Genomic DNA, 12,782 nt, shown 5'->3' with positions numbered 1-12,782 from the left:
GGGCCCGAAAGACGGGGTCAGAGCGGGGCTTCCCACACCAGGGTGGTCCCGCCCCCGTCCTCACCGATGCCCGGACCGTACGAGCTGGACCCACCCAGCGACTCGGCCCGCCGACGCAGGTTCCGCAGCCCGCTCCGGCGCCCGCCCTCCGCGATGCCCACCCCGTCGTCGGCGACCTCCAGACGCACTCCGGGCCGCCCGTCGGCCAGGGTGACGGTCGAGTCGAGGACCACCTCGATCCGGGACGCCTCGGAGTGACGGAACGCGTTGGAGAGGGCCTCGCGCAGGGCGGCGATCAGGTTCTTGCCGACGAGTTCGCCGACGACCGCGTCGATCGGGCCGAGGAACCGGTGGGCCGGCTTGAAGCCCAGCGGCACTGCGGCCATGTTGATCTCCCGCAGCACGCGGGTGCGCAGACCGGACGGGGCCTCCGCCGGTCCCTGCTGGAGCGCGAAGATCGCGGTGCGGATCTCCTGGATCGTCACGTCCAGCTCGTCCACGGCCTTGCCGACCCCGTCCACGACTTCCGGGACGATGGACCTGCGCTGGGCGCCCTCCAACATCATCCCCGTCGCGAACAGCCGTTGGATCACGAGGTCGTGCAGGTCGCGGGCGATGCGGTCGCGGTCCTCGAACACCGCGAGGCGCTCCCGGTCCCGCTGCGCCTCGGCCATCATCAGCGCGAGCGCAGCCTGTGAGGCGAACTGCGTGGCCAGCGTCCGCTCCGCTTCGGTGAACGGCCTCTGGCCGCGGGCCCGCGGGGTCACCAGCGCGCCCAGCACCCGCCCGCCGCTGTGCAGGGGCAGCATCATGCACGGGCCGTACTGGCTGGTCAGCTTGCCGATCATGCGGGGGTCGCCGGCCGCGTCGTCGACGAACACCGGCTCGCCCTCCAGCAGCCGCTCCACCACAGGGCTGTCGGCGGGGATCACCACGCCCAGCGAGGTGGCCGGGTTCTCGGCGGAGACGGCGACGATCTCCATCCCGCCGTCCTCCGCCGGCAGCAACACGATCCCGGCGGCGGAGTCGGCGAGCCTGCGGGCCTGTTCGGCCACGACCGAGAGGGCGTCGTCCGCGTCCCCGCCGGAGAGCAGGGCCGTGGTGACGGCCACCGAGCCGTCGATCCACCGCTCGCGCTGGGTGGCGGCCTCGTACAGGCGGGCGTTGCCGATCGCGATGCCCGCCTCGGTGGCCAGCACCCGGACCATGTGGACGTCGTAGTCGTTGAACTCGACGCCGCCGTTCTTCTCGGCGAGGTACAGATTGCCGAAGATCTCGCCCTGCACCCGGATCGGGACGCCGAGGAACGTCTTCATGGGCGGATGGTGCGCCGGGAAACCCTCCGACCTCGGATCCTTCGTGAGATCGGCGAGCTGCACCGTGTCGGGGTGCGAGATGAGCGCGCCGAGCAGGCCCCGCTTGCCGTCCGGGCGGTGTCCGATCCTCCGGGCCACTTCCTTGCCGATGCCGAAGGTGACGAAGTCGGAGAGGCCGCGCCCCTCCGTGTCGACGACCCCGATCGCGGCGTACCGGGCGTCCGCGAGCTCGGCGGCCGTCTCGCAGATGCGGTCGAGCGTGGAGTGCAGTTCGAGGCCGGTACCGACCGATCGCATGGCCTCCAGCAGTTGCGGCACCCGAGCGGTCAGCTCGGTGGACAGCCCGTGCAGACTCCGGGTGGCCTGGGTGGCGGCCTCCAGCGGGTCCGGTGCTCCGCGGGTCGGTTCCGGTGTTTCCTGAGACTCCTGGGCTGACATGCCCTTGAGCCTAGTTAGTCCCCTTTGGTGGTGAAAGTCGCGGCGTCCGGAACGCATCACGCGGCGCGCCCCGGACCGCCCCCGGCGAAACCGCCGGGGAGCCTCAGCCGCGACCGGCCAACAGTCCGTCCGCCTCGCGCTCCCGGTCCAGGAGCGTGCGCAGCGGCCCTTCGACGGCGGCCAGCTCCGCGTGGGCGCCGCGCTGTACGACGGCGCCCCGGTCCAGGACCAGCACCTCGTCGACGGCCTCCAGCCCGGCGAGCCGGTGCGTGATCAGCACCGTGGTCCGGCCCTCGGTGGCTGCCAGCAGGTCCGAGGTCAGCGCGTCCGCGGTCGCGAGGTCCAGGTGTTCGGCGGGCTCGTCCAGGACCAGCACGGGGAAGTCCGCGAGCAGCGCCCGGGCCAGGGCCAGCCGCTGCCGCTGGCCGCCCGAGATCCGCTCCCCGTGTTCACCGACGAGGGTGTCCAGCCCGTCCGGGAGTCCCTCGACCCACTCCAGCAGCCGGGCCGCCGCCAGCGCCTCGCGCAGCTCGGCCTCGCTCGCAGCGGGACGGGCCAGCCGGAGGTTCTCGCGGACCGAGCTGTCGAAGAGGTGGGCGTCCTGGGCGCACAGCCCCACGGCGCGGCGCACGTCGTCGCCGTCGAGGGCGCGCACGTCGATCCCGCCCAGGGTGTACGTACCGTCGCTCGGGTCCAGGAACCGCAGCAGGACCTGCGCCAGCGTGGTCTTGCCCGAGCCGGAGGGCCCGACCACGGCGATGCGACGGCCCGCTTCCAGCGTCAGGTCCGTCCCGTGCAGGGCGTCCCGTTCCTGCCCGGGGTGGCGTGCGGCGAGGCCGGTCAGCCGCAGCGGGAAGGGCGAGGCCGGTGCCTCCAGGGGCTCGGCCGGCTCGGTGACCGGCACCGGCGCGTCGAGTACCTCGTAGACCCGCTCGGCGCTGCGTCGCACCCGCTGGCGGTACTGAACCGCGAGCGGAAGCCCGCTGACCGCTTCGAACGCGGCGAGGGGGGTCAGTACGACCACTGCCATGGCCACCCCGGAGAGCCGTCCACCGGCGACGCCGGCCGCGCCGGCGAGCGCGGCGAACACCACGGTCAGCCCGCACACCAGAGCGGACAGGCCGCCGCCGAGTCCGGTGGCGAAGGCGCCGCGCGAGGCGATCCGGGTCAGTACCCCGTCGCTCTCGCGTGCCAGGTCCTTGCGGCCGGCCAAGGCCCCGGCGACGGTGAGTTCGGCCGTACCCGTGAGCAGATCGGCGACCCGGGTGGCGAGTTCGCCCCGTGCCGGAGCCAGCCGTCGCTCCGCACGCCGCGCGCAGGCACCGCTGATCAGCGGGACCCCGACGCCTGCCGCGAGCAGACCCACCGCGAGGACCGCGCCGGCCTCGGGCAGCAGCCAGGCCGTGAACGCCACCGACCCGGTTCCGACGAGCACCGCCGTGCCGACGGGAAGCAGCCAGCGCAGCCAGTAGTCCTGAAGGGCGTCGGCGTCGGCCACCAGCCGGGACAGCAGGTCCCCGCGCCGCTGTTCGCGCAACCCGGCGGGGGCGATCCGCTCCAGCCGGCGGTACACGGAGACCCGCAGGTCGGCCAGCATCCGCAGGACGGCGTCGTGCGAGACGAGCCGCTCGGCGTAGCGGAACACGGCCCGCCCCAGGCCGAAGGCCCGCGTCGCCGTGACGGCGACCATCAGGTAGAGCACGGGCGGCTGCTCGGAGGCGCGCGAGATGAGCCACCCCGACACGGCCAGCAGCCCGACGCTGCACCCGACGGCGAGCGCCCCGAGCAGCAGCCCGAGCCGGAACCGTCCCTGCCAGGCGGCGGCCGCGGCCCGTACCCGACTCAGCGGGTCACCGCCGCCCGTCCCGGCGCGGCCCACCGCGGCGGCCCGCTCCACGGTCGGCCCGAGGATCCATTCCCCGGGGTCGGCCACCGGGACCCGACCCCGCGACGTCTCGGCGCCGGGCAGCGCGTCCCGGTCGGCGGCCACGGAGCCGTCGACCGGTGCCACGGACCCGTCGACCGAAGCGGCGGTCTCCGCCGCGCCCTCGCCGACCGCCACCACCCGGTCGGCCACCGCCAGCAGTGCCGGGCGGTGCACGACCAGCAGCACGGTCCGGCCCACCGCGAGGCGGCGCACGGCGTCCACGACGGCCGCCTCGGTCTCCCCGTCCAGAGCCGCCGTCGGCTCGTCCAGCAGCAGCACCGGGCGGTCCGCGAGGAAGGCGCGGGCCAACGCGAGGCGCTGGCGCTGGCCCGCCGACAGGCCGACCCCGCCCTCACCCAGCGCCGTACGGATACCGCCCGGCAGCGCGGAGACGAACTCCCACGCACCGGCGTCCCGCAGCGCCGCTTCCACGTCCTCGTCGCGGGCCCCGGGCCGGGCCAGCCGTACGTTCTCGGCGATGCTCCCCGCGAAGAGGTGTGGCCGCTGCGGCACCCACGCGATCCGCTCCCGCCATTGCTCCAAGGACAGCTCGGCCTGGTCGACGGCGCCGATCCGCACCCGTCCGGCCGTCGGCGTGACGAAGCCCAGCAGCACGTTCAGCAGCGTGGACTTGCCCGCGCCGCTCGGCCCGGTGAGGGCGACGCACTCGCCCGGCTCGACGACCAACGACACAGGACCGGGCGAGCTCGCGCTCCGGCCCTCGTAGCGGACCTCGACACCGTCGAACTCGATCCGCAGCTCGGAGTCGGGCACCCGGACGCCGCCGGCCGTCGCCGGCGCCTCCGTCTCCAGCACCTCGAAGATCTCCTCCGCCGCTGCCAGGCCCTCGGCGGCCGCGTGGTACTGGGCCCCCACCTGTCGCAGCGGCAGGTAGGCCTCCGGCGCCAGGATCAGGATGACCAGTCCGGTGTAGAGGTCGAGTTCGCCGTGGACGAGCCGCATGCCGATGGTCACCGCGACCAGGGCGACCGACAGCGTGGCGAGCAGCTCCAGCGCGAACGAGGAGAGGAAGGCGATGCGCAGCGTGCGCATCGTGGCCTGGCGGTAGTCGTCGGTGATCCTGCGGATGGACTCGGCCTGGGCCTTGGCCCGACCGAAGACCTTCAGCGTCGGGAGTCCGGCGACCACGTCCAGGAAGTGCCCCGACAGCCGTGACAGCAGGCGCCACTGGCGGTCCATCCGGGACTGGGTGGCCATGCCGATCAGGATCATGAACAGCGGGATCAGCGGGAGGGTGACCACGATGATGGCCGCGGACACCCAGTCCTCGGTGACGATCCGGGCGAGGACCGCCACCGGTACGACGACGGCGAGCCCGAGCTGGGGAAGGTAGCGGGAGAAGTAGTCGTCGAGCGCGTCCACCCCCCGGGTGGCCAGGGCCACCAGCGACCCGGTCCGCCGGCCGCCGGTCGGGCCGGGTCCCAGGTCGGCGGCGCGGTCCAGCAACCGCAGCCGCAGCTCGGACTTGACCGCCGCCCCGGCCCGGTGCGCGGCCAGTTCCGTGAGCCAGGCGACCAGAGCGCGCCCCACGGCCACCGCCGCGAGGAGCAGCAGCGGGGTGCGCAGCTCGCCGGCGCCGAGTCCCTGCTCGAAGGCTCCGACCACGATCTCGGCGATGAGCATCGCCTGGCCGACGACCAGCCCCGCTCCGGCAAGCCCGAGGAGCACCACCGCTCCCAGGAAGAGGCGGGTGGAACGGGCGTACCGCAGCAGGCGCGGATCGATCGGTTTCACGTGAAACATCTCCTCGGCAGGGTCGAGCAGGAGAGTCGGGCATCGGGTCGAGCGGGAGGAGCCGGCAGCGGAGGAGCAGGTGCCGCGGTGTCAGTGCGCGTCGACGATGTGCTGCGTCCCGATCCGCTTGCGGAACACCCAGTAGGTCCAACCCTGGTAGAGCAGGACGAGCGGGGTGGCCACGGCCGCACACCAGGTCATGATCTTCAAGGTGTACGGGCTGGACGAGGCGTTGGTGACCGTGAGGTTCCAGGCGTCGTTCAGCGAGGACGGCATGACGTTCGGGAAGAGCGTCAGGAACAGCATCGCGACGGCGGCCGCGATGGTGACTCCCGAGAGCGCGAACGACCAGCCCTCACGGCCCGCCAGGTTGAAGCCCAGGGCTCCGACCAGCGCGAGCACCGCGACGGCCATCGCGATCAGGCTCCATCCGTCACCGCGCGAGACCTGCGTCCAGATCAGGAAGACGAGCGCCAGCACCGCGGTGACCACGCCGAGCCGGGTGGCCAGCGTGCGCGAGCGCTCCCGAATGTCACCGACCGTCTTGAGCGAAGTGAACACCGCGCCGTGGAAGGTGAACAGGGTGAGGGTGACCAGGCCGCCCAGGATCGAGTAGACGTTGAGCAGGTCCAGGAAGGTCCCGACGTACTCCATGTCCTGGTCGATCTTCACGCCGCGCACGATGTTCGCGAAGGCCACGCCCCACAGGAACGCGGGGATCAGCGAGGTCCAGAAGATCGCGTGTTCCCAGTTGGTCTGCCACTTGTCCTCCGGCCGCTTGTGCCGGTACTCGAAGGCGACGCCCCGGATGATGAGGCAGACCAGAATGATCAGCAGCGGCAGGTAGAAGCCCGAGAAGAGCGTGGCGTACCACTCGGGGAAGGCGGCGAAGGTCGCGCCGCCGGCGGTGAGCAGCCACACCTCGTTGCCGTCCCAGACGGGCCCGATCGTGTTGATCAGGACCCGCTTCTCCGTGCGGTCACGGGCGAGCAGCTTGGTGAGTACGCCGACTCCGAAGTCGAAGCCCTCCAGGAAGAAGTAGCCGATCCACAGGACGGCGATGAGGACGAACCAGACGTCGTGGAGTTGCATGGGGTGGTCTCCGCTGTCTCAGTACGAGAAGGCCATCGGACGGTCGGGGTTCTTGTCGTCTCCGCCGATCTTCGTCGGCGGGTTCAGGTCGGCCTCGGTGAGTTCGGGGGGGCCGAGCTTGACGTACTTCACGAGCAGTTTGACTTCGATCACCGCGAGGACGGCGTACAGCAGGGTGAAGCCGATCATCGAGGTCAGGACCTCGGCCTGGGTGACGTTCGGCGAGACGGCGTCCCGGGTGCGCAGGACCCCGTAGACGACCCAGGGCTGGCGGCCCATCTCGGTGAAGATCCAGCCCCAGGAGTTGGCTATGAGCGGGAAGCCCATGGTCCAGAGGGCGACGATCCAGTACAGGTTGGCGAAGCGCGGGCTCAGGGCCTTCTTGAAGAGGACCAGGTTCGGCACCTCGTCCGGTCCGGTGCGCAGACCCTGCGGCAGCAGGAACTTCTTGCGGGTCAGCCACAGGCCCACGGCGCCGATGGCGAGCGAGGCCATGCCGAAGCCGATCATCCAGCGGAAGCCCCAGTAGGCGACGGGGATGTTGGGCCGGTAGTCGCCCGGTCCGAACTTCTCCTGCTGGGCCTTGTTGACGTCGTTGATGCCCGGGACGAAGGAGGTGAAGTCGTCGTTGGCCAGGAAGGACAGCAGGCCGGGTATCTCGATCGCGACCTTGTTGTGGCCCTTGTCGACGTCTCCGTAGGCGAAGACGGAGAAGGGCGCGGGTGCCTCGCCGTCCCACAGGGCCTCGGCGGCGGCCATCTTCATCGGCTGCTGCTTGTACATCACCTTGCCGAGCAGGTCGCCGCTGATGGCGGTCCCCATGCCGGCGATGATCATGACGACGAGGCCGAGACGCAGCGAGCTCCTCATGACCGGCACGTGCTTCTTGCGCGCCAGGTGGTACGCGGCGATGCCGGCCATGAACGCGCCGCCGACCAGGAACGCCGCCGTGATCGTGTGGAAGAACTGGGTCAGCGCGGTGTTCTGGGTGAGGACCAGCCAGAAGTCGGTGAGCTCGGCGCGGCCGCGCTCCTCGTTGATCCGGTAGCCGACGGGGTGCTGCATCCAGGAGTTGGCCGCGAGGATGAAGTACGCGGACAGGATGGTGCCGATCGACACCATCCATATGCAGGCGAGGTGGATCTTCTTGGGCAGCTTGTCCCAGCCGAAGATCCACAGGCCGATGAAGGTGGACTCGAAGAAGAACGCGATCAGGGCCTCGAAGGCCAGCGGGGCCCCGAAGATGTCGCCGACGAAGCGCGAGTAGTCGGACCAGTTCATGCCGAACTGGAACTCCTGGACGATGCCGGTGACGACACCCATCGCGATATTGATCAAGAAGAGCTTGCCCCAGAACTTGGTGGCCCTGAGGTACTTCTCGTTCTCGCTCCGCACCCATGCGGTCTGCAGGCCGGCGGTGAGCGCGGCGAGCGAGATCGTCAGGGGTACGAACAGGAAGTGGTAGACGGTGGTAATGCCGAACTGCCATCGCGCCAGCGTCTCCGGCGCCAAAGCTAGGTCCACGTCCTCGTCTCCTTCGGGTCACCGTGGTCACAGCGGCAGTCTGCCGTTTGTGTCCCGCTCAATTCGGGAGGAAGCAGGACACGCTTGTGAACGCGTTCATATTCACAAGCATTATGGCGCACAGGTTCGGACGTCCGTGAAGCGGGGGTCCCCTAGCCAAGACATTCAACAGATTGTTGAATGCGGCGCATGCAGATAAGAATCTCCTGGCCCGCCGGCCAGCTCACCGCGACCCTCGACGAGACCCCGACCGGCAAGGCCCTGGTCGAAGCCCTCCCGATCTCGGCCTCCGCCAACACCTGGGGCGAGGAGGTCTACTTCGACACCGGCGTGTCCGTCGCCCTGGAACACGACGCCCAGCAGGTCGTCGCCCCGGGCACCGTCGCGTTCTGGACCGAGGGCGACGCGCTCGCGCTGCCCTACGGCCCCACGCCCATCTCGCGCGGAGGCGAGAGCCGCCTGGCGAGCCCGTGCAACGTCCTCGGCTCGTTCGACGGCGACCCCCGCCTGCTGTCCACCGTCCGCGACGGCGACCCCATCCGCGTCGAGCTCGCGTAAGCGCGCCCCGCAGGGGCCGCCGCCCGGCGCCACGGCCACGCGCTCCCGGGCTTCGGCCGTGGCTACAGCTCTTTGAAGGCCGTGGCTAGAGCTCCTTGAAGAACGCCGCGGCCGTGTGCAGGAAGAGGTCGTTCGCCTCGGTCTCACCGATCGTGACCCGCAGGCCCTCACCCGCGAAGGGCCGGACCACCACACCGGCCTTCTCGCAGGCCGCCGCGAACTCGGCGGTCCGCTCCCCCAGCCGCATCCAGACGAAGTTGGCCTGGGTGTCCGGCACGACCGTCCAACCCTGGGCGAGCAGCGTGCTGTGCACCCGCGCGCGCTCGCCCACCAGCGAGCCGACCCGGCCCATCAGCTCGTCCTCGGCGCGCAGCGAAGCGACCGCGGCGTCCTGGGCGAGCTGGCTGACACCGAAAGGGACCGCCGTCTTGCGCAGCGCGGCCGCGACCGGCTCGTGCGCCACCGCGAATCCGACCCGCAGGCCGGCCAGTCCGTACGCCTTGGAGAACGTGCGCAGCACGGCGACGTTCGGGCGGTCGCGGTAGAGCTCGATGCCGTCCGGGACGTCGGCGTCGCGCACGAACTCGCGGTAGGCCTCGTCCAGCACCACCAGGATGTCCGAGGGCACCCGGTCCAGGAAGCGCTCCAGCTCGGCGCGGCGCACCGCGGTGCCGGTGGGGTTGTTCGGGTTGCAGACGAAGATCAGGCGCGTCCGGTCCGTGATGGCCTCGGCCATGGCGTCCAGGTCGTGGACGTCCCCGTCGGTGAGGGGCACCTGGACCGACGTCGCACCCGAGATCTGCACGATGATCGGGTAGGCCTCGAAGGACCGCCAGGCGTAGATGACCTCGTCGCCGGGGCCCGCCGTGGACTGGATCAGCGACTGGGCCACTCCGACGGAGCCGGTGCCCGTCGCGATGTGCTCGACCGGCACCCCGAACCGGTCGGCCAGCTCGTTCACCAGGCCCGTGCAGGCCATGTCCGGGTAGCGGTTGAAGCGGCCCGCTGCGGCGACCGCGCTCTCCAGGACACCCGGCAGCGGCGGGTACGGGTTCTCGTTCGAGGACAGCTTGAACGCCACGGGCCCGCCGGTGGCAGCGGGCTTTCCGGGCTTGTAGGTGGGAATGCCGTCCAGCTCGGCGCGCAGCTTCGGGCTCTTCTCGCTCACCGCAGGTCCTCCTCGACCGTCCCGTCGACGGCACCGTCGACTCAATACTGCTCACCTTATGAGGATTCCGTCGATCCGAGAATGGCGGGCGCCCGGAACACTGGGGGAGCGCACGCATATATGCGCGCGCCGGTGGCCTGCGCCGTGGCGCGCGTCCCTCGTGCAGGTGAGTTGCGACCGGTCCGGGACGGCCCCGTTTTGGCATGCTCGTACCCGACGACAAGCGGCACCCTCACCCAGAGCGATCAATGACCTTCGTTTCCAAGGTCATTGGGGGTGGCGAAACATGCAGAATCGTGCCTGTCAACGCGTGCATATGCACCCGGACCACCCACCCCACCGAGCCCTACTATCGGCTCGCCATGACAGCAGCAGGGAAGCATCAGGTGAGCCGGGCCGAGACCACCCGGCGAGTCGGCGGCCGACAGGGCCGGGCCGGCATCAGAGACGTGGCCGCCGCAGCGGGCGTCTCCATCACAACCGTCTCCGACGCGCTCAATGGCAAGGGGCGGCTGCCGGACGCCACCCGCCGCCACGTCCGCGAGGTCGCCGACCGGCTGGGCTATCGCCCTTCCGCGGCCGCCCGCACCCTCCGTACCGGCAAGTCGGGCCTCATCGGCCTGACCGTGACGACGTACGGGGATGAACCTTTCACCTTCACCGAATTCGCGTACTTCGCGGAGATGGCACGGGCCGCCACCTCCGCCGCGCTCGCCCGTGGGTACGCCCTCGTCATCCTCCCCGCCACCTCACGACACGACGTCTGGTCCAACGTGGCCCTCGACGGCACCGTCGTGATCGACCCGTCCGACCACGACCCCGTGGTCAGCGAGCTGGTCCGTCAGGGACTCCCCGTGGTCTCCGACGGCCGACCGGCCGGCACCCTCCCCGTCACCGCCTGGGTCGACAACGACCACGAAGCGGCCGTCCTCGGCCTCCTCGACCACCTCGCAGCCGCCGGCGCCCGCCGCATCGGGCTGCTGACCGGCACCACCACCGACACCTACACCCGGCTCTCCACCACCGCCTACCTCAGCTGGTGCGAACGCGTGGGCCAGGACCCGGTATACGAGTCCTACCCCGCCCACGACCCGTGCGCCGGGGCCGTGGCCGCCGACCGACTGCTCGCCCGGCCCGACCGGCCCGATGCCGTGTACGGGCTCTTCGACCCCAACGGCACCGATCTCCTCGCCGCGGCCAGGCGCTACGGCCTGCGCGTTCCGGAGGACCTGCTCCTCGTGTGTTGCAGCGAATCCACCGTCTACGCCACCACCGAACCGCCCATCACCACGCTCTCCCTCAAACCGCGCCGCATCGGCACCGCCGTCGTGCAGTTGCTGATCGACGCGATCGAGGGGGTCGACACCGGACGACCCCTTGAGCAGGTCATTCCGACCGAACTCATCATCCGCACCTCCTCGCAGCGCAGGACCCCCCGAACCACCGTCAGCCCACCCCGTTCACCGGCCCAGGACTGACCTCCGGGCCACGGCACGGCGGGGTCGACGGCCCCGCCCAGGATTTCAGCAACACCGATATCGAGACAAAACAGTAGGAACAACAGGCTCCGGTCAGGATTCACCACCCCTGGTGCGTCACAGAGCGCGAGCTGCATTCCTATGATGGGCGCACGACATCACGGACCCTCCGACCCGGAGGTCAGGAGGGTCCGCAGGTGTACGGCAGCGCGACGGTGGTGGAGGGGTCGATGACTCAGGGGGCCGGTCAGGGACCCGCGATGCGGACGGACACGCTGCGGGACTTCCGGGTGCCGGTCAGCGAACCCGCGCAGCACAAGACGCCCCCCGGCCTGCCCGGGGACGTCCCCGGGTACGGCGGGCACCCCGCGTACTACGGCGGGGCCCCGACGGCCGCGCCCCCGGTGCCCGGCTGGGCGCCGGGACACCCCGAATACCTCGGCTCCGCCCCGACGGCCCGTCCCGCGCCGGACACCGTTCCGCAGCAGCGCACAGCCGTGGCCCAGGCGGACGTCCACGCACCCGACCCCGCCGACGACGAGCCCGACGACGGCTACACGCCCACCCAGCGGGACCTGCCCGTCATCGGCCGCGGCGCGCAGGGCGGCCCCGGCGACACCGTCCAGGTCCAGTACGTCCCCCAGGAGGCTCCCGCCTCCGGCCCGGGCCCGCTGTACGTGGTCGGCGACGTCCACGGGTACCTCGACGAACTGGTCACGGAACTCCAGGCCCAGGACCTCATCGACGCCGACCGCCGCTGGTCCGCCGGCAACGCGCGGCTCTGGTTCCTCGGCGACTTCACGGACCGGGGACCCGACGGCATCGGCGTGATCGACCTCGTCATGCGGCTCTCCGCCGAGGCCGCCGCGGCCGGCGGCTACTGCAAGGCCCTCATGGGCAACCACGAACTCCTGCTGATCGGCGCCAAGCGGTTCGGCGACACCCCCGTCCACTCGGGGGCGGGCACGGCCACCTTCCAGGCCGCCTGGCTGCTCAACGGTGGCCAACGCACCGACATGGAGCGCCTGGAGGACGTCCACCTGCAGTGGATGTCCCGCCTGGACGCGGCCACGTTGGAGGACGGGCACCTGCTGCTGCACTCCGACACCACCGCGTACCTCGACTACGGCGACTCCATCGAGGACGTCAACGACACCATCCACGAACTCCTCAACCGCAACGACGCCGACATCACCTGGGACCTGTTCCGCAAGTTCACCAAGCGCTTCGCCTTCCGCGACGAGGGCACGGGCCCCCAAGCGGTGCGGGAGCTGCTCGGCACCTACGGCGGCGGGCGCGTCGTCCACGGACACAGCCCCATCCCCTACCTGCTCGGCGAAGTGGGCACCGAGGACGGCGACGAGTCCCGCGGTCCGGAGGCCGTGGACGGACCGCACGTGTACGCGGAGGGCCTGGCCATCGCCATGGACGGCGGCGTCACCATGGCGGGCAAACTCCTCGTCGTTCAACTACCTCTGAGCGACTGAGCGTTCTCGGAGCGGGGTATTTCGGCAAAGCCCCTGTCA

8 protein-coding genes are annotated in these 12,782 nt (G+C 71.0%); 3 read left to right on the top strand and 5 right to left on the bottom strand.

Annotation, left to right across the window (positions count from 1 at the left end):
- Positions 1-17: 17 nt before the first annotated feature.
- The 4 genes from ACFY0I_RS07415 to ACFY0I_RS07400 form a co-directional block, all read right to left on the bottom strand.
- Complete coding sequence (locus ACFY0I_RS07415; protein WP_388891430.1) at positions 18-1,754, bottom strand: GAF domain-containing sensor histidine kinase; 1,737 nt, start codon at positions 1,752-1,754, stop codon at positions 18-20.
- A gap of 103 nt (positions 1,755-1,857) precedes the next feature.
- Positions 1,858-5,436, bottom strand: coding sequence for a thiol reductant ABC exporter subunit CydD (gene cydD, locus ACFY0I_RS07410; protein ID WP_388891427.1), 3,579 nt, complete (start codon positions 5,434-5,436; stop codon positions 1,858-1,860).
- Between the two features lie 90 nt (positions 5,437-5,526).
- Positions 5,527-6,528: a cytochrome d ubiquinol oxidase subunit II gene (cydB, locus tag ACFY0I_RS07405; RefSeq protein ID WP_281204923.1), complete on the bottom strand. Its 1,002-nt coding sequence runs from the start codon at positions 6,526-6,528 to the stop codon at positions 5,527-5,529.
- Positions 6,529-6,546: 18 nt separating this feature from the next.
- Positions 6,547-8,052, bottom strand: a complete 1,506-nt coding sequence (locus ACFY0I_RS07400) for a cytochrome ubiquinol oxidase subunit I (RefSeq protein WP_388891424.1) — start codon at positions 8,050-8,052, stop codon at positions 6,547-6,549.
- A gap of 189 nt (positions 8,053-8,241) precedes the next feature.
- On the opposite strand from ACFY0I_RS07400, the gene ACFY0I_RS07395 reads away from it, so the two are divergent.
- Positions 8,242-8,610, top strand: a complete 369-nt coding sequence (locus ACFY0I_RS07395; RefSeq protein WP_388891421.1) for a cyclophilin-like fold protein — start codon at positions 8,242-8,244, stop codon at positions 8,608-8,610.
- Between the two features lie 85 nt (positions 8,611-8,695).
- Here the strand turns inward: ACFY0I_RS07395 and hisC are convergent, their stop codons facing one another.
- Positions 8,696-9,778, bottom strand: a complete 1,083-nt coding sequence (gene hisC / locus ACFY0I_RS07390) for a histidinol-phosphate transaminase (protein ID WP_388891418.1) — start codon at positions 9,776-9,778, stop codon at positions 8,696-8,698.
- Between the two features lie 362 nt (positions 9,779-10,140).
- On the opposite strand from hisC, the gene ACFY0I_RS07385 reads away from it, so the two are divergent.
- Together ACFY0I_RS07385 and ACFY0I_RS07380 are read left to right on the top strand one after the other, a co-directional pair.
- Positions 10,141-11,256 carry a LacI family DNA-binding transcriptional regulator gene (locus ACFY0I_RS07385; protein WP_388891415.1) on the top strand — a complete coding sequence of 372 codons (1,116 nt, stop codon included), beginning with the start codon at positions 10,141-10,143 and terminating at the stop codon, positions 11,254-11,256.
- A gap of 215 nt (positions 11,257-11,471) precedes the next feature.
- On the top strand, positions 11,472-12,743 hold the full coding sequence (locus ACFY0I_RS07380; RefSeq protein WP_388891824.1) for a metallophosphoesterase: 1,272 nt from the start codon (positions 11,472-11,474) through the stop codon (positions 12,741-12,743).
- Positions 12,744-12,782: the final 39 nt, after the last annotated feature.

The organism is Streptomyces sp. NPDC001568 (assembly GCF_042893755.1).
GTDB lineage: Bacteria > Actinomycetota > Actinomycetes > Streptomycetales > Streptomycetaceae > Streptomyces.
This window is presented reverse-complemented; position numbering and strand designations above follow the sequence as displayed.

Bases quoted from the DNA above. Each gene is read 5' to 3' on its own strand.
- ACFY0I_RS07415 (WP_388891430.1), bottom strand. From the start codon at position 1,754: ATGTCAGCCCAGGAGTCTCAGGAAACACCGGAACCGACCCGCGGAGCA.
- cydB (WP_281204923.1), bottom strand. From the start codon at position 6,528: ATGCAACTCCACGACGTCTGGTTCGTCCTCATCGCCGTCCTGTGGATC.
- ACFY0I_RS07395 (WP_388891421.1), top strand. From the start codon at position 8,242: ATGCAGATAAGAATCTCCTGGCCCGCCGGCCAGCTCACCGCGACCCTC.
- ACFY0I_RS07385 (WP_388891415.1), top strand. From the start codon at position 10,141: ATGACAGCAGCAGGGAAGCATCAGGTGAGCCGGGCCGAGACCACCCGG.